Annotated in this window: 25 protein-coding genes and 2 tRNA genes; 18 read left to right on the top strand and 9 right to left on the bottom strand. The window is 59.1% G+C overall.

The features are described 5' to 3' along the window. The first annotated feature begins 8 nt into the window (after positions 1-8). From ACYQ0G_RS04280 to ACYQ0G_RS04265, 4 genes are all read left to right on the top strand, one after another. Complete coding sequence (locus ACYQ0G_RS04280) at positions 9-1,328, top strand: 3-methyl-2-oxobutanoate dehydrogenase (2-methylpropanoyl-transferring) subunit alpha (protein ID WP_460099709.1); 1,320 nt, start codon at positions 9-11, stop codon at positions 1,326-1,328. Further along, positions 1,325-2,386, top strand: a complete 1,062-nt coding sequence (locus ACYQ0G_RS04275) for an alpha-ketoacid dehydrogenase subunit beta (protein WP_460099707.1) — start codon at positions 1,325-1,327, stop codon at positions 2,384-2,386. The genes ACYQ0G_RS04280 and ACYQ0G_RS04275 overlap by 4 nt, the downstream gene beginning before the upstream one ends. Before the next feature lie 5 nt (positions 2,387-2,391). Further along, positions 2,392-3,705, top strand: a complete 1,314-nt coding sequence (locus ACYQ0G_RS04270; RefSeq protein WP_460099704.1) for a dihydrolipoamide acetyltransferase family protein — start codon at positions 2,392-2,394, stop codon at positions 3,703-3,705. Between the two features lie 351 nt (positions 3,706-4,056). Then, positions 4,057-4,133, top strand: a tRNA-Asp gene (locus ACYQ0G_RS04265). Positions 4,134-4,148: 15 nt separating this feature from the next. On the opposite strand, the gene ACYQ0G_RS04260 is transcribed toward ACYQ0G_RS04265, so the two are convergent. The 5 genes from ACYQ0G_RS04260 to ACYQ0G_RS04240 form a co-directional block, all read right to left on the bottom strand. Further along, on the bottom strand, positions 4,149-4,931 hold the full coding sequence (locus ACYQ0G_RS04260; protein ID WP_460099703.1) for a DNA-formamidopyrimidine glycosylase family protein: 783 nt from the start codon (positions 4,929-4,931) through the stop codon (positions 4,149-4,151). 36 nt (positions 4,932-4,967) lie between these two features. Further along, positions 4,968-5,183: a DUF2842 domain-containing protein gene (locus ACYQ0G_RS04255; protein ID WP_460099701.1), complete on the bottom strand. Its 216-nt coding sequence runs from the start codon at positions 5,181-5,183 to the stop codon at positions 4,968-4,970. Continuing rightward, a complete protein-coding gene (locus ACYQ0G_RS04250; protein WP_460099698.1) occupies positions 5,180-5,752 on the bottom strand; it encodes a 5-formyltetrahydrofolate cyclo-ligase in 573 nt (190 codons plus the stop codon). The genes ACYQ0G_RS04255 and ACYQ0G_RS04250 overlap by 4 nt, the downstream gene beginning before the upstream one ends. Positions 5,753-6,022: 270 nt before the next feature. Further along, a complete protein-coding gene (locus ACYQ0G_RS04245; protein WP_460099696.1) occupies positions 6,023-6,337 on the bottom strand; it encodes a cell division protein ZapA in 315 nt (104 codons plus the stop codon). After that, the gene (locus tag ACYQ0G_RS04240) at positions 6,334-6,516 is read right to left on the bottom strand and encodes a hypothetical protein (RefSeq protein ID WP_460099693.1); all 183 of its coding nucleotides are present in this window, start codon (positions 6,514-6,516) and stop codon (positions 6,334-6,336) included. Before ACYQ0G_RS04240 ends, ACYQ0G_RS04245 begins: the two co-directional genes overlap by 4 nt. 181 nt (positions 6,517-6,697) lie before the next feature. Here ACYQ0G_RS04240 and tkt point away from each other — a divergent pair, with 181 nt between their 5' ends. From tkt to ACYQ0G_RS04220, 4 genes are read left to right on the top strand one after another with little or no spacing between them, the layout of a single operon-like run. Continuing rightward, positions 6,698-8,689 carry a transketolase gene (tkt, locus tag ACYQ0G_RS04235; protein WP_460099690.1) on the top strand — a complete coding sequence of 664 codons (1,992 nt, stop codon included), beginning with the start codon at positions 6,698-6,700 and terminating at the stop codon, positions 8,687-8,689. A gap of 15 nt (positions 8,690-8,704) precedes the next feature. Next, positions 8,705-9,712 carry a type I glyceraldehyde-3-phosphate dehydrogenase gene (gene gap, locus ACYQ0G_RS04230; RefSeq protein WP_460099686.1) on the top strand — a complete coding sequence of 336 codons (1,008 nt, stop codon included), beginning with the start codon at positions 8,705-8,707 and terminating at the stop codon, positions 9,710-9,712. A 14-nt stretch (positions 9,713-9,726) separates the two neighbouring features. Further along, positions 9,727-10,926 (top strand): phosphoglycerate kinase, encoded by a 1,200-nt coding sequence (locus ACYQ0G_RS04225; protein ID WP_460099683.1) that lies wholly within the window; start codon positions 9,727-9,729, stop codon positions 10,924-10,926. Further along, positions 10,923-11,381, top strand: a complete 459-nt coding sequence (locus ACYQ0G_RS04220; RefSeq protein WP_460099681.1) for a PaaI family thioesterase — start codon at positions 10,923-10,925, stop codon at positions 11,379-11,381. The genes ACYQ0G_RS04225 and ACYQ0G_RS04220 overlap by 4 nt, the downstream gene beginning before the upstream one ends. Here ACYQ0G_RS04220 and ACYQ0G_RS04215 read toward each other — a convergent pair whose 3' ends face one another. Beyond that, a complete protein-coding gene (locus ACYQ0G_RS04215; RefSeq protein ID WP_460099679.1) occupies positions 11,382-12,140 on the bottom strand; it encodes a flavodoxin family protein in 759 nt (252 codons plus the stop codon). 135 nt (positions 12,141-12,275) lie between these two features. On the opposite strand from ACYQ0G_RS04215, the gene ACYQ0G_RS04210 reads away from it, so the two are divergent. Further along, entirely contained in the window at positions 12,276-13,163 is an 888-nt protein-coding gene (locus tag ACYQ0G_RS04210; protein WP_460099676.1) for a fructose bisphosphate aldolase, read from the top strand. A 20-nt stretch (positions 13,164-13,183) separates the two neighbouring features. Here the strand turns inward: ACYQ0G_RS04210 and ACYQ0G_RS04205 are convergent, their stop codons facing one another. Next, on the bottom strand, positions 13,184-13,576 hold the full coding sequence (locus ACYQ0G_RS04205; protein ID WP_460099673.1) for a hypothetical protein: 393 nt from the start codon (positions 13,574-13,576) through the stop codon (positions 13,184-13,186). Between the two features lie 79 nt (positions 13,577-13,655). On the opposite strand from ACYQ0G_RS04205, the gene thiE reads away from it, so the two are divergent. From thiE to ACYQ0G_RS04190, 3 genes are read left to right on the top strand one after another with little or no spacing between them, the layout of a single operon-like run. After that, positions 13,656-14,288 carry a thiamine phosphate synthase gene (gene thiE, locus ACYQ0G_RS04200; protein WP_460099670.1) on the top strand — a complete coding sequence of 211 codons (633 nt, stop codon included), beginning with the start codon at positions 13,656-13,658 and terminating at the stop codon, positions 14,286-14,288. A gap of 58 nt (positions 14,289-14,346) precedes the next feature. Next, on the top strand, positions 14,347-15,585 hold the full coding sequence (locus ACYQ0G_RS04195) for a L,D-transpeptidase family protein (RefSeq protein ID WP_460099667.1): 1,239 nt from the start codon (positions 14,347-14,349) through the stop codon (positions 15,583-15,585). A gap of 17 nt (positions 15,586-15,602) precedes the next feature. After that, a complete protein-coding gene (locus ACYQ0G_RS04190) occupies positions 15,603-16,304 on the top strand; it encodes a M23 family metallopeptidase (RefSeq protein WP_460099664.1) in 702 nt (233 codons plus the stop codon). 9 nt (positions 16,305-16,313) lie between these two features. On the opposite strand, the gene ACYQ0G_RS04185 is transcribed toward ACYQ0G_RS04190, so the two are convergent. Then, on the bottom strand, positions 16,314-16,676 hold the full coding sequence (locus tag ACYQ0G_RS04185) for an elongation factor P (RefSeq protein ID WP_460099663.1): 363 nt from the start codon (positions 16,674-16,676) through the stop codon (positions 16,314-16,316). A gap of 140 nt (positions 16,677-16,816) precedes the next feature. On the opposite strand from ACYQ0G_RS04185, the gene efp reads away from it, so the two are divergent. The 6 genes from efp (at position 16,817) to ACYQ0G_RS04155 (ending at position 22,160) form a co-directional block, all read left to right on the top strand. Beyond that, positions 16,817-17,380 carry an elongation factor P gene (gene efp / locus ACYQ0G_RS04180; protein WP_460100631.1) on the top strand — a complete coding sequence of 188 codons (564 nt, stop codon included), beginning with the start codon at positions 16,817-16,819 and terminating at the stop codon, positions 17,378-17,380. 23 nt (positions 17,381-17,403) lie between these two features. Next, positions 17,404-17,757, top strand: coding sequence for a hypothetical protein (locus ACYQ0G_RS04175; protein WP_460099660.1), 354 nt, complete (start codon positions 17,404-17,406; stop codon positions 17,755-17,757). Between the two features lie 9 nt (positions 17,758-17,766). Continuing rightward, positions 17,767-18,588 carry an inositol monophosphatase family protein gene (locus ACYQ0G_RS04170; protein ID WP_460099657.1) on the top strand — a complete coding sequence of 274 codons (822 nt, stop codon included), beginning with the start codon at positions 17,767-17,769 and terminating at the stop codon, positions 18,586-18,588. Between the two features lie 41 nt (positions 18,589-18,629). After that, positions 18,630-18,714 (top strand) — tRNA-Leu (locus ACYQ0G_RS04165). A 183-nt stretch (positions 18,715-18,897) separates the two neighbouring features. Continuing rightward, positions 18,898-20,697, top strand: coding sequence for an SLC13 family permease (locus ACYQ0G_RS04160; protein WP_460099656.1), 1,800 nt, complete (start codon positions 18,898-18,900; stop codon positions 20,695-20,697). A gap of 125 nt (positions 20,698-20,822) precedes the next feature. Then, entirely contained in the window at positions 20,823-22,160 is a 1,338-nt protein-coding gene (locus tag ACYQ0G_RS04155) for an amidohydrolase (protein WP_460099653.1), read from the top strand. A 108-nt stretch (positions 22,161-22,268) separates the two neighbouring features. Here ACYQ0G_RS04155 and ACYQ0G_RS04150 read toward each other — a convergent pair whose 3' ends face one another. Then, positions 22,269-22,460 carry a hypothetical protein gene (locus ACYQ0G_RS04150; protein WP_460099651.1) on the bottom strand — a complete coding sequence of 64 codons (192 nt, stop codon included), beginning with the start codon at positions 22,458-22,460 and terminating at the stop codon, positions 22,269-22,271. Positions 22,461-22,471 lie beyond the last annotated feature (11 nt).

The raw sequence follows: 22,471 nt of genomic DNA, 5'->3' as shown, positions 1-22,471 counted from the left end.
ACGATTCTATGGCCGATAGGCCTCAAGACGGAGTTGCTGGCGCCGGAGACAACCGGCCCCGGCTCTCGCTACACGTACCTGAACCGAAATTTCGGCCCGGCGACACGGTCGATTTTTCGCATATCGAAGTCCCTGAAGCGGGTGCGCAATCGCGGCCCGATGAAACCAGCGATCCCAAGGATATGCTGGATTTCGCGCATGGTCTGATCCGGGTGCTGGGCGAGGATAACAAGGCGCATGGCCCCTGGGATCCAAAGCTCGATCCCGAAACACTGCGCAGCATGTTGGGCCACATGGCCATGACGCGCGCTTTCGACGAGCGCATGTTCCGCGGACAGCGCCAGGGCAAAACGTCATTCTATATGAAGTGCACTGGCGAAGAGGCTACCAGTGTATCGGCGAGCATGGCTTTGGCAGCGGACGATATGGTGTTCCCCAGCTATCGCCAGCAAGGTATTCTGATTCAGCGCGGCTATCCGATGATCGAGATGATCAATCAGATCTATTCGAACCGGGGTGACAAGCTGAAGGGCCGCCAGTTGCCGATCATGTACTCCAGCAAGGAGCACAGCTTTTTCTCCATCTCGGGCAACCTCGCAACGCAGACTCCGCAAGCTGTCGGCTGGGCGATGGCTTCTGCGATCAAGGGCGACAGCCGGATCGCAGCAACCTGGGTGGGCGAGGGCAGCACGGCGGAAGGCGACTTCCACTCGGCCTGCCTGTTCGCAACCGTCTATAACGCGCCGGTCATCCTGAATGTGGTGAACAACCAATGGGCGATTTCCAGCTTTAGCGGTTTTGCCGGCGCAGAACGTGCGACCTTCGCAGCTCGCGGCGTAGGCTACGGCATCGCATCATTGCGTGTTGACGGGAATGATCCGCTGGCATGCTACGCCGCCGAGCAATGGGCTGCCAATCGCGCCCGTGCCAATGCGGGGCCGACCCTGATCGAGTTCTTCTCCTATCGCGCCGAAGGACACTCTACCTCCGATGATCCATCAGGATATCGCAGTGCGCAGGAGCGTGAAGAGTGGCCACTGGGTGATCCGGTCATGCGCCTGAAAAATCATCTCATCGAAATAGGGGAATGGGACGAAGAGCGGCAGGAGAAGATGGACCTCGAGGCTGCCGAGCACGTCAAGAAGACTACCAAGGAAGCCGAAGCCAACGGCATTCTTGGCCACGGTCTCCACCATCCATTCCGCACCATGTTCGAAGACGTGTTCGAAGAATTGCCCTGGCACCTCAAGGAACAGGCTGAGCAAGCGATCCACGAGCGCGAGACGAAGTTTCCCGAAGGGCTTCCTAACGAAGGGAAGGGCGCATGAGCGACACCAAAACTAAAATTGCGCCCGAGAACGACGTGAAGGCCGAGCGGCGGCTCAATATGATCGAGGCGATCAACGACGCGCTGGATGTGTCGATGAACCGCGATGAAAACATCGTCATCATGGGCGAGGATGTGGGCTATTTTGGCGGCGTTTTTCGGTGCACAGCTGGCCTGCAAGAGAAATATGGCAAGACCCGTGTATTTGATACGCCGATTTCCGAGTGTGGAATCATTGCTGCCGCAGTCGGGATGGGGGCTTATGGTCTGCGTCCCGTCCCGGAAATCCAGTTCGCTGACTACATCTATCCCGGTCTTGACCAGCTAATCTCCGAAGCTGCGCGTTTGCGCTATCGTTCGGCGGCCGAATTTACCGCGCCAATTACGGTACGCAGCCCGTTCGGCGGCGGCATCTTCGGTGGCCAGACGCACAGCCAGAGTCCCGAAGCGATCTTTGCGCATGTCTCCGGCCTCAAGACTGTCATTCCGGCAACGCCTTATGATGCCAAAGGGCTGCTGATTAGCGCGATCGAAGACAACGATCCGGTCATCTTCTTCGAGCCAAAGAGAATTTATAACGGCCCATTTTCTGGCTATTACGACAAACCGGTCGAGCCGTGGAAGCGCTTCGACGAGAGCGTCGTGCCGGAGGGTCACTACAAGATACCGCTGGGCAAGGCGCGCCATGCGACCGAGGGCGAAGAACTCACTATCCTCGCCTATGGGACTATGGTGCACGTGGTTGAGGCGGTTTGCCGCGAGAAAGGCGTTGAAGCCGACATTGTCGACCTGCGCACCATCGTCCCGGTAGATATTGAGACGATCGAGAAATCGGTCAAGAAGACCGGGCGCTGCCTTATCGTACACGAAGCGACCCGTACGGCTGGCTTCGGTGCAGAACTGTCGGCGCTCGTTACCGAACGTTGTTTTTATCATCTCGAAGCGCCGGTCGAACGCGTGACCGGTTTCGACACCCCCTATCCCCACAGCCTCGAATGGGCCTATTTCCCAGGCCCGATCCGCATCGGCGAGGCCCTCGACAAGATCCTGAGCGAGTAAACGACATGGCGAAATTTGTATTCAACATGCCGGACATCGGCGAAGGTATTGCCGAAGCGGAAATCGTCCAGTGGCACAAGAAAGTCGGCGACACGGTCCGTGAAGACGAGGAATTCGTTGACATGATGACCGACAAAGCGACGGTGCCCATGGAAAGCCCCGTGGACGGCAAGATCCTGGAGATCGCCGGCGAGGAAGGCGACATGGTTTCCATCGGATCGATGCTGGTGGTGATTGAGGTCGAGGGGGACATACCCGACGACGTGGCAGAAGAAAACGATGCCGCGACCGAAACTGCTGCAGCTCCCGCTCCCAAGGCGGACGAGGCGGAGGAGCGGATTGAGGTAGAGAATTCGGATCCCAGCGATGTTGACGATGCGATGGCTGCCGATCCAACCCCGCCGCCTGCGCCAACTCCTGCACCTGCCCCCGAACCGGCTGCGGCTCCTTCGGCGAAGGTTCTCGCTTCTCCGGCCGTGCGTAAGCGCGCCAAGGAACTTGGTGTCGATCTTGCGCAGGTGAAGCCGGCCGAGGACGGCCGTGTTCGTCATGGCGATCTCGATCAGTTCCTGTCTTACAATTCGGGCTATGGCGCTGCTGCCAAAACCCGCGAAGACGAGGAAAAGAAGGTTATCGGAATGCGTCGCCGCATTGCTGAGAACATGGCCGCTTCCAAGCGCAATATTCCGCATTTTTCCTATGTGGAAGAATGCGATGTGACTGAGCTCGAGGTCTTGCGGGCGCAGCTAAACGATGCGCGCGGCGATAAGCCGAAACTGACGATACTTCCGCTGCTTATTACAGCCATCTGTAAGACACTGCCTGACTTCCCCATGATCAACGCCCGTTATGATGATGAGGCCGGCGTGGTTACCCGCCATGGCTCGGTGAACATAGGTATGGCCGCGCAGACCGATGCCGGCCTGATGGTGCCAGTTATCAAGAATGCCCATGCCAAGAACCTCTGGCAGCTTGCCAACGAGATCTCGCGGCTGGCCGATGCCGCGCGCAATGGCACGGCGAAGAAAGACGAGATGGAAGGTGGTACGCTGACTGTCACGTCTCTCGGCCCTCTGGGAGGTGTTGCAACCACTCCGGTGATCAACCGTCCGGAAGTAGCGATCATCGGCCCGAACCGGATCATCGAACGGCCCATGTATGTAACCGGCCCTGACGGGGTGGAGCGGATCGAGAAGCGCAAGCTGATGAATATCTCGATCAGCTGCGATCACAGGGTCGTCGACGGCTGGGACGCAGCAAGCTTCGTTCACGCTCTGAAGCACTTGTTGGAGAAACCAGCACTTATTCTCATCGATTGAGCGATGACAGCGCACAAAACTCCCGCTTCGGCGGGAGTTTTTTATTGAGGCTGATGCATTCTTTCGGATTGGATCAGCTTTTTCGTAGCACCGCATCGAGTTCCTTGAGGTTGGTTCGGCTAAACTTGGGTTCCTGCCTTTTGTAATCGCCATTCGGTGGCAAAAAATCCGCTGCCGGTGCTCTTGCTGCTGGGCGGTGGAAAGCCTTTATCTTAGCCAAGATAATCCCTGATTTCAGTAGTTTAGGTGTTGTTGAAAAAAAGTCTGAAATAATGCTCGGAAATAGCGTTGACAGGAATCAGAGGCTCCACTAGATGCGCGGCTCCCAAGGGGCGCTGCAGCGTAGAATGCGCGGGTGTAGCTCAGTTGGTTAGAGTATCGGCCTGTCACGCCGAGGGTCGCGGGTTCGAGTCCCGTCACTCGCGCCACCTTGGGATATTTTCTTACTTTTGATGTTTGTCGCAGAAGTAGGCGGTTCGTCCGCCTATCTTCTTGTTGCGTATCGTCCCGCCGCAACGCCGACACTCTGCGCCGTCCTTACGATGTCTGATAAGCCAGTCGTCCGGCAGATCTTTATAGTGCGCTTCGACCTTTACGACGCTTTCCAGCACCGTCTGCATGATGTCGAAAATCTCGGTGAGCTTTTCCTTACCCAGTTGATCCGCACGCACCTCTGGGTGGAATCCTGACTGGAAGAGCGTTTCGTCCGACCACAGGTTGCCGACGCCGGCCATCTTGCCCTGCTTCAAGAGGGCGGCTTTGATCGCACTGCGCGTCTTCCCAAACGTCTCGACGAACTGATCCTCAGTGATGGATAGCGCGTCCGGCCCCAACTCTTCCTGCTCAATATAGCTGTCAGGGTCGTCGATAACCCGCACATGACCGAGTTTACGAGGACAGCAAAAAGCGAGCCGGCGATCGCCTTTAAAATGTATCAATAGCTTCGTGTGGTCGGGCGGATCATCGGGTGCATCGTATGGAATTAACCGCCCAGTCATCCCCAGATGCACTGTCATCCATGGCCCGGTCTTGGAGCCGGCGAAAATATTCTTCCCGTGCCGCCGCGTCTCGGTAAATTGGTGACCGATCAGCCTGGCTCTCTCGTTGTCGCCGGGCAGTTCAATATACGAAACGTTGTCACCAAGTTCGACCGCCTCAATCGTGCGGTTTAGGCATTCGCGTTCGAGTACCAATCGCTGCGCTTCGTTTTCAGGTAATTCCGGCATGGTGCCTAAACGGCATCAATACGTCCGCGGTTCCGCTTAGCGCCAGCTGCCGGTTTCCATCCATGTGAGGAATCGCCCCAAGGGGAGAAGCCAGATAAGCCCCAAGGCAACATAGACGACAGTCTGTGCCAATGCTGGCCAGCTACCTATCAGGTCCGGCAAGTAGCGCGCGATTACAATTCCATAGACGATCAGGACCATCAACAGGCCCAGCAGCCCCACTGGAATACGCCACGTCGGTTCGGTTCTCATGAAAATGGTCCATAGAGGCGAGTGGGAGTGACAACCGCCCAGAGAGGCTGATCGTGTGCTTCCATTGGAAGTTCATCGGCCAGCTGGCAATCCCACGCCATTCCGATTGCCTTTGCGTCTTCATGCGAGGCCAGCCAGCGATCGTAGTGGCCGCCCCCTTGGCCAAGGCGCTGGCCGTTTTCGGTAAAGCCAAGAAGTGGCACGAAGAGGAAGTCGGGCTGCAAAACCGGCGCATCGGCAAAAGGCTGGAGAAGGCCGAAGGGGCCGACTTCGAGATCTTCTTCATCGAATGGATCGGAATGCCTGGCAAACTCCATCGGCGCATTCTTCTTATGGAAGCGAGGCAGAGCGACCTCATGACCGCGTTCGAGAAAAAATTTCGCGTAGGACGTCGCCGGAGCTTCGAAGGGATTGGCGCGATAGAGCCCAATCACCGCGTCTTGGCCTATGATATCGAGCAACGAACCCGGCGGCCTGTGAAATACGAGCGCACGCATCGTATCCGGTAAGCTCGCGACATGATCACGGCGTCGCTGGCGTAGTTGTTTACGAAGTTCGTCTTTGGTCACGCGGTGCCTTTATCGAACAAGATGTCGCTATCTCGCCATATCGCAGTCAGAGTTGAGCGATAGCGCAGCAAAAAAGTGACGGGACCACCATGGGTCGGTGCCGGAAAATCCTCTGACGCCTTCACGTCAGGTGGGCGCCGTATATCCAGATCGCCAGGACGAACCCGCCAATCCGGTAGGGACAGCTCCCTAGGATTGCTTATAGCCTCAGGGATGTTCATGCGGCTCGTGCCGGGCAGCCCCGCCGATCCCTATCTAGGGTTGCTGTCGTCAGCCCTCAAGTCTCGACGCTGCATTTTCCAGCGAAGCGGCTAGCGCTTCCAGTTTATCGGCTATTGCGGTGGTATCGATTTGAACCGCGGGCGGGGGAGGAGCCGCAGTACGCTTATTGGCTTCATCCAGTTCATCAGCGAGCAGGATAGCCGCGAACAACAGGTTCTTCGCTTCGTTGTTGGAGAGGTTCGTCCCCATCTGGGCGAGCTTCCCATCGACCATGCTTGCGAGATGACGCACGCTGTCTTCCTGGCCGTCGGCGCAGGCAATCGTGTAGCGGCGTCCGCCGACTTCGAGCCGGACGTCGCTCATCCTTCCAGGCTTTCGATTAAGCCGTCGAGCTGGGAAAGGCTGGCCGACACCCGCGCCTTCAGCTTCTCGTGAGAAGCGGTGAGATCGCCCGACCCGCGTGCCCGGGCTGTTTGTACCTCGATCCGGATGAGCGCTCTTTCGATCCTGTCGATAGCGCCATTGATGCGTTGCTCGCTCATGGTGAGCCCGAATTAACGATATTGACGCGCCTTGGCAAAGGCTTGGCAGCTCCTGTTGATAAATTACGCCAGCCAACGCAGGCAACCTTTACCAAAGGCCTTCGGGTTGACCTGCAGCACCCCTTTCGCGATGGGTGCGCGCGCGTCGAATCGCCCACATATTTGCCGGAGAACCTACCTTATGAGTCTCGACACCGCTCGCATGGTCCAGATGGCCAACGCCATCAGGGCACTTTCCATGGACGCGGTACAGGCGGCAAACTCAGGGCACCCGGGCATGCCGATGGGCATGGCCGATGTCGCCACTGTGCTGTGGAGCGAATTCCTTAAGCATGATCCGGCCGATCCAGCTTGGGCTGACCGTGATCGCTTCGTATTGTCGGCCGGGCACGGTTCGATGCTGATTTACAGCTTGCTCCATCTGGCCGGCTATGCGCATCCGACGATGGAAGATATTCGCAATTTCCGTCAGCTTGGCAGCCCTTGCGCCGGGCATCCGGAGAATTTCCTGATCGATGGCATCGAGTGCACGACCGGTCCGTTGGGTCAGGGTCTCGCGATGGCAGTCGGCATGGCGATCGCCGAACGCAAGCTTAACGCTGATTTCGGCGATGACCTTGTCGATCACCGTACTTGGGTGATCGCTGGCGACGGGTGCCTGATGGAAGGGATCAACCACGAAGCCATCGGGCTGGCTGGTCACCTCAAGCTGGGCCGGATGAACGTGCTTTGGGACGACAACCAAATTACGATCGATGGTTCGACCGGGCTTTCGACCAGCGAGGATATCAAGGCTCGCTATGAGGCAACCGGCTGGCATGTAGTCAGCTGCGATGGGCACGATTTCGATGATATCCGCCGCGCTTTGGACGAAGCGCAGGCCAGCGAGCGGCCATCGCTGGTCGCCTGCCGCACGGTGATCGGCAAGGGCGCCCCTAGCAAGCAGGGCACCAGCGCAACCCATGGTGCGCCATTGGGCGACGAGGAAATCTCTGCCGCACGTGACGTGCTCGGATGGGAAGCGAAACCTTTTGAAATTCCGGAGCAGGTTCTATCGGACTGGCGCGGCACCGCTGCGCGCGGGAAAATCGCTCACGACGAATGGAAAAATCGCTTTCTTGCAAATGGCGAGCGTTCGGAATTCGAGCGCCGCATGGCAGGCGACTTGCCCAAGACTTTCAGCCTGGACAATTACATCCAGTCGTTGATGAACGAGCCTGTGAAGGTCGCGACCCGCAAGGCGAGCGAAATGGCCTTGGCCCAGATCAATGGTCAACTGGCTGAAACCATGGGTGGAAGCGCCGATCTTACCGGTTCGAACAACACCAAGGCAGGTGGAATCGGGCCATTCACGGCTGACGATTATTCAGGTCGCTACATCTATTACGGCATCCGCGAATTCGGAATGGCAGCGGCGATGAACGGTATGGCGCTGCATGGCGGCGTGATACCGTATGGCGGCACGTTCCTAGTCTTCACCGACTATTGCCGTGGCGCCATCAGGCTTTCGGCTTTGCAGCAGGCGCGCGCCATCTACGTGATGACGCATGATAGCATCGGCCTTGGCGAAGATGGTCCAACGCATCAGCCGATCGAGCACGTGCAGAGCTTGAGGATGATTCCCAACCTTCTGGTCATGCGTCCTGCCGATGCGATTGAAACAGCAGAGTGCTGGGAAATTGCACTGCGTAACAAAGATAGGCCGACAGTCCTTGCTCTGAGCCGCCAGAACCTGCCGCAAGTTCGGAACGCGCCGGACGAGACCGATATGTGCTCAAAGGGTGCCTATCGCCTCAAGAAAGCCGGTAACAAGCGCAAGGTGATCCTCATCGCGACCGGTTCGGAAGTCCATATCGCGCTGGAATGTGCAGAGGCTTTGGAAAAGCAGGGTGTAGGTGCGGATGTCGTTTCGATGGTCTGCACGCAACTGTTCGATGAGCAGGACGATGCTTACAAGGCGGATATTCTGCCCAATGTTGATCCGGGCGAAATCCTGCGCGTCAGCATCGAGGCCGGAACGACCTTCGGTTGGGAACGCTACACGATGGCAAACGGTCTCAATATCGGGATCGACCGGTTCGGCGCTTCTGCGCCAGCCGATGACCTTTTCGAGAAATTCGGCATCACTGCAGATGCAATCGTGCCGCAAATCATGAACAAACTGAACGTTTAAGCAGGAGCTTTTCACATGGCTACCAAGGTTGCAATCAACGGTTTCGGACGTATCGGACGCCTCGTGGCGCGTGCCATTCTGGAACGTGACGATCACGATCTCGATCTGGTGTCGATCAACGATCTCGCCGATTCCAAGTCGAATGCGCTCCTGTTCCAGTATGACAGTACGCACGGCCGTTTCCCCGGTTCGGTCGAAGTCGATGGCGACGCAATCGTCGTCAACGGCAAGTCAATCAAGGTCACCAGCGAACGTGATCCGGGCAATTTGCCGCATGCTGACATGGGCATCGATATCGTCCTGGAATGCACGGGCTTCTTCCAGAGCCATGAACAGGCAGAACCGCACCTCAAGGCAGGCGCGAAGCGCGTCCTGATCTCCGCCCCGGCAAAGAATGTATCGGCGACCATCGTCTATGGTGTGAACCATGAGACGCTGACTGCCGACGACGTCATCGTGTCGAATGCCAGCTGCACCACCAACTGCCTTTCACCGATGGCCAAGGTGCTGCACGATACCGTGGGTATCGAACGCGGCTTCATGACCACGATCCACAGCTATACCAACGATCAGCGCATGCTCGACCAGATGCATGGCGACATGCGCCGTGCCCGCGGCGGCGCGCAGAACATGATCCCGACCACGACGGGCGCTGCCCGGGCAGTTGGCCTGGTGCTTCCTGAACTGGCCGGCAAGCTCGATGGCTCATCCGTCCGCGTCCCAACGCCGAACGTCAGCCTCGTCGACCTGGTGTTCACGCCCGGTCGTGACACGAGCATTGAGGAATTGAACTCAGCGCTGAAGGAAGCTGCAGAAGGCAAGATGAAGGGTGTGCTGGATTATACCGACCAGCCGCTGGTCAGCAGCGATTTCAACCATTATCCCGCCAGCTCGACCATCGACAGCCTCGAGACCAGCGTCATGGAGGGCAAGCTTGCCCGCGTCGTCAGCTGGTACGACAACGAATGGGGCTTCTCGAACCGCATGCTCGACACTGCGGGCGTGATGGCCAAGTTCCTCTAAGGAAAGCCTACGAAATGAGCAGCTTCAAGACCCTGGATGACCTTGGCGACGTGACCGGCAAGGTCGCGCTCGTGCGCGTCGATTTGAACCTTCCGATGCAGGAAGGGCGCGCCAGCGATGTTACCAGGGTCGAAGCTGCGATGCCGACGATCCTCGAACTGGCGAACAAGGGCGCAAAGGTTCTCCTGCTCGCCCACTTCGGCCGTCCGAAGGGGCAGCGCTTTTCAACCATGAGTACCAGCATGGTGCAAGGCGACATCGAGCGGGTGCTGGACCGCGAGATCATGTTCATTCCTGAGGTCATGGGCCCCGTGGTCGAACAATCGATCGGCATCCTTTCCAATGGCGACATCGGCCTGCTCGACAATGTGCGGTTCTGGCCGGGAGAAGAGGCGAATGATCCTGAATTCGCCAAGGGTATTGCCGCACATGGCGATTTCTACGTCAACGACGCTTTTTCTGCCGCGCATCGTGCCCATGCATCGACGGAAGGGCTGGCTCACTATCTGCCAGCCTACGCCGGGCGGGCAATGGAAGCAGAACTGAAAGCTCTGGACGCTGCACTCGGTAGCCCCGAGCAGCCGGTTGTTGCCGTGGTGGGTGGGGCAAAGGTTTCTACCAAGCTCGACGTGCTCGAAAATCTCGTCGGCAGGGTCCAGCACCTGATAATCGGCGGCGGCATGGCCAACACCTTCCTTGCCGCACGCGGCGTAAAGGTCGGCAAATCGCTGTGTGAGCACGACCTCACCGACACGGCGAACCGGATCATGGATCAGGCCGATCACGCCGGATGCACCGTGCACCTCCCCTATGACGTAGTGGTAGCGAAGGAATTCGCCGCCAATCCGCCCAGCATGCGGACATGCAACGTGCACGAGGTGGCCGAAGACGAGATGATTCTCGATGTGGGGCCGCTCGCAACGGAAGCGCTGGGCGATGTGCTCAAGACCTGCCGTACTCTGGTCTGGAACGGGCCCATGGGTGCGTTCGAAACCGAGCCGTTCGACACAGCCACAGTGGCGCTCGCCAAGACAGCGGCTGCGCTCACCCAGGACGGTTCCCTGATCTCGGTCGCCGGAGGTGGGGACACGGTGGCCGCACTGGCGCAGGCCGGGGTGAAGGATGATTTCACCTTCGTGTCGACCGCTGGCGGCGCTTTCCTCGAATGGATGGAAGGCAAGGATTTGCCTGGTGTCGCAGCGCTGACAAAATGAGCGAAAACAAAGCGGTTGGGTCCGGCGGTGGGCTGACGCCTGTCACCGAAGGTGAATTTGCCGGCTGGTTCGAATGGAGCGGGGACGCATTTGAACAGCGTACCGGTCCATTCTATGAGCGGCGCGACGATGACGGATCTCATATCTCCGCCTTCCGTGCTGAAGACCGGCACATGAATGGCGCGGGCTTTATGCATGGCGGCTGCCTCATGACATTCGCCGATAGTGCGCTGTTCACCATAGCGACCGACGCACTGGCGGGCTCTCATGGGGTTACCATGCACCTCGCCGGGGACTTTCTTGATCCGGCGCGCTGCGGCCAGCTTATCGAAGCGAGGGGCGAAGTGGTCCGTGCTGGCGGAAAGACGATTTATGTCGTCGGCAAGATTACCGCGGATGGTCAGCCGGTGCTCAGCTTCAACGGCATCATTCGCAAGATTACCCGCCGCGACTGATCAACGATATTCGGGATTGGGCGCATCGAAACGATGTCCGTCCTGCCAAAGATTGACAGAATTTCCCCAGGCCGGGATGCCGCCTGCATCCTTCAGCATGCGCGCCATGTGCATCAGGTTCCATGCCATGAAAGTCGTGTTGCGGCGGGTAAAGTCATTGTCGAACCCCACGTAACCGGCGCTATCCTGCTTAGGGTCTCCATAGCTGGGCCCGGGGCCTGCTTCCCCTATCCATCCCGCATCGGCTTGAGGCGGAATGGTATAGCCCACATGCTGGAGCGAATAGAGCACTCCCATACCGACGTGCTTGATGCCGTCTTCATTGCCGGTCACGATGCAGCCGCCTACTTTTCCGTAAAAAACATACTGGCCCTGATTGTTCGTTTGGCCAGAATGCCCATAAAGGCGTTCGATCAGGCGCTGACAGACGCTCGACTTTTCACCCAGCCAGATCGGTGTCCCTATAACCAGAATGTCGGCCGCCTCGACCTTTTCCCAGATCGCTGGCCAATCGTCGCTCTGCGCACCATGCTCTGTCATATCGGGATAGACCCCGGGCGCGATATCGTGATCGACCAGCCTGACCTGTTCGAGGGCTACCTGATTTCTCACGAGAATGGCCTCCACGACGCCAAGGAGTTTGTCTGTGTGGGAGCCTTGGGGCGATGGCTTGAGCGTGCAGTTGATCGTCACCGCTTTGAGGTCGGAAAAATCTGTCCGGCTTTCACTGCAAAGCTTTTGCTGGGTTTCGTCTAACATACGTTCTCCTCTCGCTTGTTGGAGATACGATGTATGAAGCGATAAGTTGCCCGCGCCCTGTTGCAGGTGCGAATATGGTTTTGTATGGCAGTGCATACGAATGCAGACTTGGCTCTACACGACGGGAATACAGATATGACTTTCGATGAAATGCGCGAGCGTATTGCAACTGGGCAGGGCTTCATTGCGGCGCTCGACCAGTCGGGTGGCTCAACTCCCAAAGCGCTTCGTGGCTACGGAGTCGAAGAAGGCGAATGGAGCGGCGATGAACAGATGTTCGGCCTTATCCATGAAATGCGCCAGCGCATTATCGAAAGCCCCTGTTTCGGAAATGGCAAGGTTATCGGCGCGATCCTGTTCGAAAAGACCATGGACGGAGAGAGCGGCGGCAAAAGCGTTCCCGCACGTCTCAAGGAACGCGGCATCGTCCCCTTTCTGAAAGTCGACAAGGGCCTTGAAGACGAGCGCGACGGCGCGCAGCTGATGAAGGAAAACCCCGAGCTCGAAAATCTTTGCCGACGTGCGAAGGAACTGGGCGTCTTCGGAACCAAGATGCGCAGCGTAATCAAGTCTGCCAATCCGGTCGGCATCAAGGAAGCCGTGCGCCAGCAATTTGCGGAAGGTGCACGTATCCTCGCCTGCGGCCTCGTCCCCATGCTTGAACCCGAATACGACATCAACGCGACCGATCGCGCTGAAGGCGAGAAGGTCATGCTCGATGCCATCGTTGAAGGGCTCGATGCGCTGCCCGATGATCAGCAGGTCATGCTCAAGCTATCCATTCCCAAGGACGCCGGGCTTTATGCCGATCTGGTGAAGCACCCCAAGGTGCTGCGCGTGGTCGCGCTGTCGGGCGGCTATTCGACAGAGGACGCCTGCGCGGAACTGGCCAAGAACCCGGGCATGATCGCAAGTTTCAGTCGCGGCCTCTTGCAGGATCTCCGCAAGCAGCAGAGCGATGCGGAATTCGATGGGACGCTGTCGGGCGCGATCGACCAGATCCACGCGGCCAGCGTAACCTGATCAGAAACGTATTTGCGGCGTTATCGCCGCTCGTACACAAAGCGATACTCGGCCGGCTGCGTCTCGCGGTCGGCCTGCTTTTCCGGAACGCCGGATACCAACACGTAATTGCGGCCAAGGATTTCGTGGGGCTTGCCCAGCGTGAGTTCCGCTGTCTGTGCCCAATGCGTCGAAGTGATCCGCGTTGAGACCTTGAGCTCGCCTGCGCGAATGCAGTTCGTATTCTGCGGACAGCGGCTGTCCTCGGTCACGGCGAGCGGGGTCAGGATCGCGTCGCCAGCCCATACGGATTTACCTATCCCAACCGGGGTTCCTTGTGAGGCCGCGTCCTGACCGACACGCGGTGTATCGGGAATGATCGCACAGGAGGCGAGAGGAAGGGCGATAAGCGCGAGGGCTAAAGGTCTGATCATGCCGCTCTCTTAGGCTTGGCTTGCATTGCGCCAATCTGAATGTCGACGAAAGCCTATTCGGAGGGTACGAGGCGGCGCAATGACACAGCAAATTCCAACGCAGCTTTATCTCATCTCGCCACTGGACGTTTCGGGAGACTTTCCCAAACGACTTGAGCGTGCGCTCGACGCGGGCGAAGGATTGGTCACCGCTTTCCAGTTCAGGGTGAAGGGACTGGACCAGCACGAGGCCGCGGCGCTGGCTGAACCGCTTCAGCAAATTTGCGCAGAGCGTGAAGTGGCTTTCATCGTGAACGATTCGATACCGCTGGCCAAGCGCCTCAAGGCTGACGGTGTGCATCTGGGCCAAGGCGATGGCGATGTCGCCGAGGCTCGGGAAGAGCTGGGCAGGGAGGCCCAGATCGGGGTGACCTGTCACGCATCGCGCCACCTGGCCATTGAAGCGGGAGAGGCCGGGGCCGACTACGTCGCTTTCGGCGCCTTTTTCGACAGCGAAACAAAAAATACGGAACATCGCGCAGGGCTCGATCTGATCGAATGGTGGACATCTCTGGTCGAGATTCCGAGTGTGGCGATCGGCGGCATCGCCCCATCCAACTGCAAGCCCCTTGTGGATGCCGGGGCAGACTTTCTCGCGGTGTCGAGTGCCGTGTGGTCTGGTGATGAAGTCGCAGCCATCAAAGCCTTCAAGGAGCAAATCTCCGGCGAGTGAGTTGTGTCTCCTGAAACGGGGTGGGTCGCCTCCCCGCACTAGTTCAGGAGAAGACTCCATGCGTAATATGCTTTTCGTCGCCGTATCATCGCTCGCCCTGGTTGCCTGTGGCACAAATGATGCCGAAGACAGTGCTGCCACCGACACAACTGCTCAGTCGCAGCCGAGCGAAGACTATGGCTACGAAACTTACGATGACGATAACCTCGCTGACACCATGGCGTCGAATGACGACGCCTACGGACTGGGCGATTCCGTAGCTACGGAAGATCAGGACATTCCCGATAGCCAGGATCGGCCGGTGATGCAGGCGCAGGTCGTGCTGGACCGCATCGGTTTCGGCCCCGGCGTTATCGACGGTAAGATGGGCATGAGCACCGAGAACGCGCTCAACGGCTTTCAGGAGGCCAACGACCTGAAGGTCACGGGCGAACTGGATGAAGCGACAAAAACTGCGTTGTCCGATTGGGATTCGATCCCCGCAACGCGCGTCGTCACTATACCGAGAAGCTGGGGCCAGACCGATTACGTCAACATTCCGGAAGACCCCGAAGGCAAAGCCGAGCTCAAGCGGATGGGTTACAAATCGCTCGACGAGCGACTGGCCGAACGTTTCCATACCACGGTCGAAGTCCTGAAGATGCTCAACCCTGGCGGGAAGCCGGCCGGGATGGACGGTTCTACCACTTCCGGCTCCGGTGCGTCCGATACCGACAAAACCAATTCTTCCAACTCGAACTCCACCGCAAAGACCGCTGATTTCTTTACCGCAGGGCAGCAGATCCGCGTGCCGAACATCGGCAACGATCGGATCGCGAAGGGCAAGGTCGAGGACCGCGACTGGCAGCATACGCTTGCCAGCCTGGGTATCGGCACGGACCAGCCCGAAGTCGACAAGATCGTCGTCAGCAAGGCTGGCAAGACACTGAAGGCCTATCAGGGCGACAAGCTGGTAGCCCTATTCACGGTGAGCTCCGGCTCGAGCCAGTTCCCGCTGCCGATTGGCGAATGGGACATTGTGGGAGAAGCCTACAATCCGCCTTACAGCTACGATCCCGAAGTTCTTTCAGGCGGCAAGGAAGACGGTGAGACCTTCAAGCTACCTCCCGGACCCAACAGTCCGGTGGGCGTCGTCTGGATCGACCTGTCGAAAGAGCATTACGGCATCCACGGGACGCCCGATCCGGAAACGATCGGACGAGCCCAATCGAGCGGCTGCGTACGCCTGACCAATTGGGATGCCGCACGGCTTGCAGGCATGGTCTCGCAATCAACTCAGGTGATTTTCGAGGCCTGAAGGGGTAGGGACGGCCCATGAACATAGTCGACCGCCTTCTGACCATCGTCGTCACCGCCACGATTACCAGTGCAATCTGGATCGTGGCGGGCGGCAGCCTCATCGAAAATGCGACTGCCGATGGTCAGCGCAATACCACCCGGCCGGCCGATGCTGCGCCGAGCCCTTCACCGATCACCACCGGTTCGGCAGATGATGGTTCGGAAACGCCTGTTTCCGACCAAGCTCGCAATGCCGCCCCGCTCAACACCGATTTTGCGCAACCAGTCGACAAACGCGCCGCCAGGGAACTGATGATCCCGGTCCTCAATGTACGGCCTTCGGAACTGTCAGACACCTATACCGATTCGCGCGGGGGTGGAGAGCGGCTGCATGAGGCGATCGATATCATGGCGCCACAAGGAACATCCGTGGTCGCCGCGGCGCCCGGCGTGATCGAGAAGCTGTTCGAATCCGATGCGGGGGGCATGACGATTTACGTCCGCTCGAACGATGGGCGCACAATCCATTATTACGCGCATCTCGATAAATATGCCGAAGGGCTGAAGGAAGGGCAGAAAGTCCGCCGTGGGCAGCGGCTGGGCGAGGTAGGCTCCAGCGGGAATGCTTCAGCCGATGCGCCGCATCTCCACTTCGCGATTCTGCAGACCACGAAGGACGCGGCGTGGTGGGAGCCGGCCAATGCCGTCAATCCCTATCCGCTGCTGAGTAGGCAGTAAGAGCTGAGGTTATTTCGTCAGAGGGCCGGCGCGGTGGCAGCGCATACGGCCAAGCTTGCCTGACCTGTTGATCTCTTGCAGCATTCCGCTGGAAACGCGCATCATCTGCATACCCTTCATGGGCCCGCGCGTAAAGGTGAGCCTGCGGCCTTCCAGAAGATAGGTCCCCGCGCCATGGCGCGCCTTGTAACTGGACGCGCCAGTGATCGAGAAATTTGCGCGCTCCACCTCGTTCCAGGCAGATCCGTCCGCATTCCCGGGCAACGCGCACACGTAATCGCCCTGCGGCAGTAGCCCCAGTCGACCCTGCGCCAGCGTGGGTGAGGCGGTCAGAGCCGCGATGGTCATCAAAGCGATGGACAGTCTTTTCATGTCATGGCCTCCATCAGGCGAGATAGGGAATGCATTGCAAAATTTCCACCGCCTTGCCGAGCGTGTCGCCAAGCTGTAAGGCGCGCACCACATGGCTGACCGCCGAAGCGGCAGCGCTCTTTCACATCGAGGCATTTCTCATGAAGATCAGCGGCGTGGACATCCGTCCGGGCAATATCATCGAATATGAAGGCGGCATCTGGAAGGTCGCCAAGATCCAGCACACCCAGCCCGGCAAGGGCGGCGCCTACATGCAGGTCGAAATGAAGAACCTGCAGGATGGCCGCAAGACCAACGTCCGCTTCCGCAGCGCCGACACGGTCGAGAAGGTGCGCCTCGATACGCAGGAATACCAGTTCCTCTATGAGGACGGCGACATGCTCGTGTTCATGGATCAGGGTACTTACGAACAGATCACCCTGCCGTCCGACCTGCTCGGCGATGCCCGCCCGTTTCTCCAGGACGGCATGGAAGTGAAGCTCGAACTGTGGGAAGAAAAGCCCATCTCGGTCGAACTGCCGCAGCACATCGAAGCGGAAATCGTCGAAGCCGATGCCGTGGTCAAAGGCCAGACTGCCTCCTCCAGCTACAAGCCCGCCGTGCTCGACAATGGCGTTCGCATCATGGTCCCGCCGCACATTGAAAGCGGTACGCGGATCGTGGTCGACGTGTACGAGCAGAGCTACGTCGGCAAGGCGAGCTAAGGGCAAGTCAAGGAGTCGCTCTCATGGGTAAATCGATCGCCAGCCGTTTCGACAATATCGACATCGAGAAAAGCACCCTGCGTGCCGTCATCATCAATGATGACGAACTGACGCTGGAGATGGATTTCTGCCTCGAGCCGGCGCATCCCGATTATGAAGCGCCGGGCGAGGGGGACGATTGCTGTTTCCACCCCGGCCTTCTGAAATTCGCTGGCATCAGCAAGCTCCAGCTCGACCGCCGCGACAATGCGGGCGAGGGCATGCAGCGCCGTTTCGCGATCGAGACCTTTCACATCGAGGGCACGAAGTTCGACATGGCCTGCGAGTGGGGTAACATTCATCTGCAGGCGCGCTCGATCCGCGTCCTTACCGAATAAGAGATAACAATGGCCGCAATTTCCGGACTGATCCGCGTGATGGAGAAAGCCGCGCGCAAGGCGGGTGGCCGCCTTCGCCGCGACTTCGGCGAGATCGAGCATCTGCAGGTTAGCCGAAAGGGTCCTGCCGATTTCGTATCCAAGGCCGACATGCGCGCCGAACGCGCGATTTATGACGAGCTGCTTCTGGCGAGGCCCGACTGGGGCTTCGAAATGGAAGAGGCCGGCACGATCGAAGGCAAGGATGGCATGCCGCGCTGGATCGTCGATCCGCTCGACGGCACCAGCAACTTCCTGCATGGCATCCCGCATTTCGCGATCAGCATCGCGGTACAGGAACGCAAGCTGGGTAGCGACGACTGGGGCGACGTTACCGCCGCTGTCGTGTACAATCCGGTGACCGACGAGACGTTCTGGGCGGAGAAGAGCCGAGGTGCATGGCTGCACGATGCGCGCCTTCGCGTGTCGTCGCGCCGTAACCCGTCCGAAGCCCTGATCGCCACCGGCATTCCGTTCGCAGGGCATGGCGATTTCGGCGAATGGTCGAAGATTTTCAACGCTATCGGCCCGAATGTGGCGGGTATCCGCCGCTTCGGTGCGGCCTCGCTTGATCTCGCCTGGCTCGCCGCCGGTCGATATGACGGTTTCTGGGAAAGCGGGCTCAACGACTGGGATACCGCGGCAGGCTGTCTGATCGTGCGTGAAGCGGGCGGTTTCGTCTCCGATTACCGCGGACGATCGCAGCCGATCCACTCGAAACAGGTGCTGGCTGCGAACGATCAGCTGCATTCAAAACTGCATAAAATGCTCGTGAATGCTTTGAAGGCTTGATGCCGCTTCGGAGCGCGGCTAACTCCCGCGCTCCAACACGTGCCTCCGTGGCGGAATTGGTAGACGCGCTCGACTCAAAATCGAGTTTCTTACGAAGTGCCGGTTCGAGTCCGGCCGGGGGTACCACAATTTTCCGCAATAATTTCACCTCGTGAGCCGACCAGCGGCGCTCGGCGAATCGCATCTCGTGTTAGAACGGTTGCGAGGACGGTTTTGCGCTTCCCGCAATGATATGGTGCCGGATTGGGGCGCAATGAAAGCAAACAATTGCTTGCATTCGCTCTGGCGGTTTGGGACTTCGAATATCGAATGATCGGAATGCCATCATACCACGCTCTGGCCGCGATGGGCGTGACTGTCGCGATGTTCATCGCCTTTGCGCGCGGACGCATGTCGATCGAGATCATCTCGCTGCTGACGATCGCTGTGATCGCAGTGGGCCTTTATTTCTTCCCGCTCGACGGTCAATCGCCAACCGATGGCCTTGCCATCGCATTCGGCGGTTTCGGCCATTACGCCCTTATAACCATCTGCGCCCTGATGATCCTCGGGCGCGGCCTGATCGTGACTGGCGCACTGGACCCAGCTGCCCGCTTTCTGGAGCGGGTGTTCAAGTTCAACACCCATCTCGGCCTGTTGCTATCGCTGTTTCTCGCGTTTTTCCTGTCGATGTTCGTTAACAATACCCCGGTCCTCGTATTGTTGATTCCCATCTTCGTGACGCTGGCGGCACGCGGCGCCATGCCCGCGTCGAAAACTCTGATGCCTCTCAATGCTGCTTCGCTGATCGGCGGACTGGCTACGACCATCGGCACTTCGACCAATATCCTCGTCGTCTCGATCGCCGTCGATCTGGGAATGCCGATGATGAGCGTGTTTCATTACACCCCCATCGTGCTCGGGGCGGCAATCATGGCGCTACCATATCTGTGGCTGGTGATGCCCAGGATGTTGAGCGACAACCGGGTGGAGCAGACCCTTGAACAGCGGCGGTTCTTCACACGGCTGAGGGTTACTGAGGACAGCCTGCTCAACGGTCGCGAAATGGCGCAAATCAGTTCGCGGCTGCCGAATGACATCGAATTTCATGATGTGAAGCCGGGCCTATTCCGTCCTGGTCAACGGCTCCGGGTGTCGGGGACACACGTCGCCATCGAAGAAGCTATCGCAGTCTTGCGGGGCGAAGCAGCCCCGGGGTGGGTTCTGGAGCGCATCCAGCGTCAGCACAGTGAGACCGGCGAGGATATCCAGGTCGTCGAGATGACCGTGACGGCGGACAGTCGCCTCTCCGGTCGCACGCTACCCACCTCGGGCATAGCAGACCTCTACGGGGTGGCTGTCGTCGGCCTCCACCGTCCCGACACGCTGATCGGGCAGAAGGACGAATTCAGCGATGTCGGCGATATGCGCATCAGGGAGGGCGATGTCCTTCTGGTGATGGGCCTCCAGAATGATCTGGAAGCCTTTGCCAATGGCGACAGTTTGTTGCAGCTCGAGGGTAAGCGGGAACTGCCGCGCCGGTCCAAGGCATGGCTGGCCGCCGGCATCATGGCCGGATCCGTGGCGCTTGCGTCTTTCGGTTTCCTTCCCATTGCCATCGCCGCTCTCGGCGGCGCAATCCTGATGTTCCTGACCGGCTGCGTAAAGTTTGACCGAGTGGGCCGTGCGCTTTCCGCGCAAGTCATCGTGCTGGTTGCGGCCAGCATCGCCATCGGCCGGATCATCGACGAAAGCGGGGCAGCGGCGTGGCTGGGGGAAGCCATGTCCTATGGCCTGCAGTACCTGCCGCCCGCATTCGTGCTCGCCGCGATCATGGTGTTCGTCACCTTCCTTACCAATTTCGCTTCGAATGCCACGGCCGCAACGGTCGGTACACCGATCGCTTTCGCCATCGCTTCGCAATTGGGGCTTCCTGCCGAACCGCTGGTGCTGGCGGTGCTGTTCGGCTGCAATCTCTCCTACGCGACGCCGATTGCCTATCAGACCAATATGCTGATCATGGCGGAGGGCAGCTATCAGTTCGGCGATTACGTGAAAACCGGGGTGCCGCTGGTCATCATCATGGTTGCGTCGCTCTCGATCGGCCTCGTCCTCACCTACAGCCTGTAGCGCGCTTTCCTAATCGCGTTCGCTCTGCCAGTCTGCCTCATCGAAAGCCTGGCGGTTTTGGGTGGGGCGATTCCTTCTCCAGGACCGTGCTCCATGTGTTCCATCCTGTAGGAGTCCCCCTCCGTATGTCCAACATCCGCAAACAGATGCTCGCGGCGGCCTGTGCTGCGCTTGCGTGCTCCACATCTGCCGCCGCTCAGGACCTTCGCACATCGCTGAACGAAGACATGCCCGAACTGATGGAGCTCTATCGCGATCTGCACGCCCATCCCGAACTCAGTTTCGAAGAACACAAGACGGCGGCGAAGCTGGCGAAGAGAATGCGGGCGCTTGGGTTCGACGTGACCGAAGGCGTCGGCAAGACCGGCGCGGTCTCCGTCATGAAGAACGGCGATGGCCCCACGGTCCTCCTTCGCGCCGACATGGACGGGCTCCCTGTCGTGGAACAAACGGGCCTGCCCTATGCGAGTACGGTCACTGCCACGCCCGCAAGCGGCGTGACGACCGGCGTCATGCACGCCTGCGGTCACGATACCCATATGGCGGGCTTCATCGGGGCGGCGCAGCTGCTGGCTGAGCGCAAGGATGAATGGCAGGGCACGCTGGTCATGGTGCTCCAGCCAGCCGAGGAACTGGGGCTCGGTGCGCTCGCCATGCTGGAAGATGGACTCTACACGCGGTTCCCCAAACCGGACTATGCGCTCGCCTTCCACGATGCCGCGGCGCCCATGCCCGCCGGGACCATCGGCTACACCTCCGGATATGCGCTGGCCAATGTCGACAGCGTCGACATTCAGGTAAAGGGCGTGGGCGGCCATGGGGCCTATCCGCACACCACGCGGGATCCCATCGTGCTTGCCAGTGCGATCGTGATGAAGCTGCAGACGGTAGTGAGCCGTAATTCATCGCCATTGGACCCCGCCGTGATAACGGTGGGCAGCTTTCATTCGGGTGCCAAGCACAACATCATCTCGGACGAAGCGAAGCTTCAGCTGACGGTCCGCAGCTATTCCGATGAAAGCCGCAAACTGCTTCTCGATGGCATCCGCCGCGTGGCTCGGGGCGAAGCGATCACGGCGGGTTTGCCGGAAGAGCTCTATCCCGTCGTGACGGTAGAGGATCCCTATACGCCGTCGACTTTCAACGACCCCGACTTCACCGAAGAGATGGCGGCAACGTTCCGCGAACGCTTCGGCGATCAGGCCGTGTTCGCCACACCGGCAGTTATGGGCGGCGAAGATTTCAGCCAGTTCCGCCGCGCTGCGCCAGAGGATGTGAAGAGCATGATCTTCTGGATTAGCGGCACGCCCGCCGACATGCTCACTGCGCTGAAGGAAGAGGGCACGCCGCTGCCCTCGCTCCACTCACCCTACTGGGCGCCCGATGCGGAAGCCGTGGTGCGGACCGGGGCGGAAGCGCTGGCAGGTGCGGCGCTCGATCTCATGCCTGCCAACGGCGGATAAAATGACGGCCACCGGAGCTTTTGGGGGTTGCTCCGGTGGCCGCTTCTCCTCCCCAGGAGAAAGGATGTTCCGCGCTAATGCTTCGCTGCTTGAGTGCGGAAATTCATGTTAGCCGTCCGAGGGAACGTAAGTGCCAAGGCGATGGTGCAGGGCGTTGATTTTCGCCAACTCCTCGCGGTCATCCGTCTGGCGGGCGTAGCTGGTCAAAGCAGTGCGCAGCAGGCGGAAATCGGCGGTCGAGAACAGGGCGCGTGCGCGTCCGGGCTCGGTCTTGGGGGTGTCTTCGGTCATCGTAGTCATCCTTCCTCTCC

It is taken from the genome of Qipengyuania triglochinis, from assembly GCF_054655615.1.
Note: the sequence above shows the minus strand (reverse complement) of the source record. Positions and strands in the feature narration are given on the sequence as shown.

What these genes read in the sequence shown, in the direction of transcription:
- ACYQ0G_RS04280 (WP_460099709.1), top strand. Translation starts at nt 9, where the DNA reads ATGGCCGATAGGCCTCAAGACGGAGTTGCTGGCGCCGGAGACAACCGG.
- ACYQ0G_RS04275 (WP_460099707.1), top strand. Translation starts at nt 1,325, where the DNA reads ATGAGCGACACCAAAACTAAAATTGCGCCCGAGAACGACGTGAAGGCC.
- ACYQ0G_RS04270 (WP_460099704.1), top strand. Translation starts at nt 2,392, where the DNA reads ATGGCGAAATTTGTATTCAACATGCCGGACATCGGCGAAGGTATTGCC.
- ACYQ0G_RS04260 (WP_460099703.1), bottom strand. Translation starts at nt 4,931, where the DNA reads ATGCCGGAATTACCTGAAAACGAAGCGCAGCGATTGGTACTCGAACGC.
- ACYQ0G_RS04255 (WP_460099701.1), bottom strand. Translation starts at nt 5,183, where the DNA reads ATGAGAACCGAACCGACGTGGCGTATTCCAGTGGGGCTGCTGGGCCTG.
- ACYQ0G_RS04245 (WP_460099696.1), bottom strand. Translation starts at nt 6,337, where the DNA reads ATGAGCGACGTCCGGCTCGAAGTCGGCGGACGCCGCTACACGATTGCC.
- ACYQ0G_RS04240 (WP_460099693.1), bottom strand. Translation starts at nt 6,516, where the DNA reads ATGAGCGAGCAACGCATCAATGGCGCTATCGACAGGATCGAAAGAGCG.
- tkt (WP_460099690.1), top strand. Translation starts at nt 6,698, where the DNA reads ATGAGTCTCGACACCGCTCGCATGGTCCAGATGGCCAACGCCATCAGG.
- gap (WP_460099686.1), top strand. Translation starts at nt 8,705, where the DNA reads ATGGCTACCAAGGTTGCAATCAACGGTTTCGGACGTATCGGACGCCTC.
- ACYQ0G_RS04225 (WP_460099683.1), top strand. Translation starts at nt 9,727, where the DNA reads ATGAGCAGCTTCAAGACCCTGGATGACCTTGGCGACGTGACCGGCAAG.
- ACYQ0G_RS04220 (WP_460099681.1), top strand. Translation starts at nt 10,923, where the DNA reads ATGAGCGAAAACAAAGCGGTTGGGTCCGGCGGTGGGCTGACGCCTGTC.
- ACYQ0G_RS04215 (WP_460099679.1), bottom strand. Translation starts at nt 12,140, where the DNA reads ATGTTAGACGAAACCCAGCAAAAGCTTTGCAGTGAAAGCCGGACAGAT.
- ACYQ0G_RS04210 (WP_460099676.1), top strand. Translation starts at nt 12,276, where the DNA reads ATGACTTTCGATGAAATGCGCGAGCGTATTGCAACTGGGCAGGGCTTC.
- ACYQ0G_RS04205 (WP_460099673.1), bottom strand. Translation starts at nt 13,576, where the DNA reads ATGATCAGACCTTTAGCCCTCGCGCTTATCGCCCTTCCTCTCGCCTCC.
- thiE (WP_460099670.1), top strand. Translation starts at nt 13,656, where the DNA reads ATGACACAGCAAATTCCAACGCAGCTTTATCTCATCTCGCCACTGGAC.
- ACYQ0G_RS04195 (WP_460099667.1), top strand. Translation starts at nt 14,347, where the DNA reads ATGCGTAATATGCTTTTCGTCGCCGTATCATCGCTCGCCCTGGTTGCC.
- ACYQ0G_RS04190 (WP_460099664.1), top strand. Translation starts at nt 15,603, where the DNA reads ATGAACATAGTCGACCGCCTTCTGACCATCGTCGTCACCGCCACGATT.
- ACYQ0G_RS04185 (WP_460099663.1), bottom strand. Translation starts at nt 16,676, where the DNA reads ATGAAAAGACTGTCCATCGCTTTGATGACCATCGCGGCTCTGACCGCC.
- efp (WP_460100631.1), top strand. Translation starts at nt 16,817, where the DNA reads ATGAAGATCAGCGGCGTGGACATCCGTCCGGGCAATATCATCGAATAT.
- ACYQ0G_RS04175 (WP_460099660.1), top strand. Translation starts at nt 17,404, where the DNA reads ATGGGTAAATCGATCGCCAGCCGTTTCGACAATATCGACATCGAGAAA.
- ACYQ0G_RS04170 (WP_460099657.1), top strand. Translation starts at nt 17,767, where the DNA reads ATGGCCGCAATTTCCGGACTGATCCGCGTGATGGAGAAAGCCGCGCGC.
- ACYQ0G_RS04160 (WP_460099656.1), top strand. Translation starts at nt 18,898, where the DNA reads ATGATCGGAATGCCATCATACCACGCTCTGGCCGCGATGGGCGTGACT.
- ACYQ0G_RS04155 (WP_460099653.1), top strand. Translation starts at nt 20,823, where the DNA reads ATGTCCAACATCCGCAAACAGATGCTCGCGGCGGCCTGTGCTGCGCTT.
- ACYQ0G_RS04150 (WP_460099651.1), bottom strand. Translation starts at nt 22,460, where the DNA reads ATGACTACGATGACCGAAGACACCCCCAAGACCGAGCCCGGACGCGCA.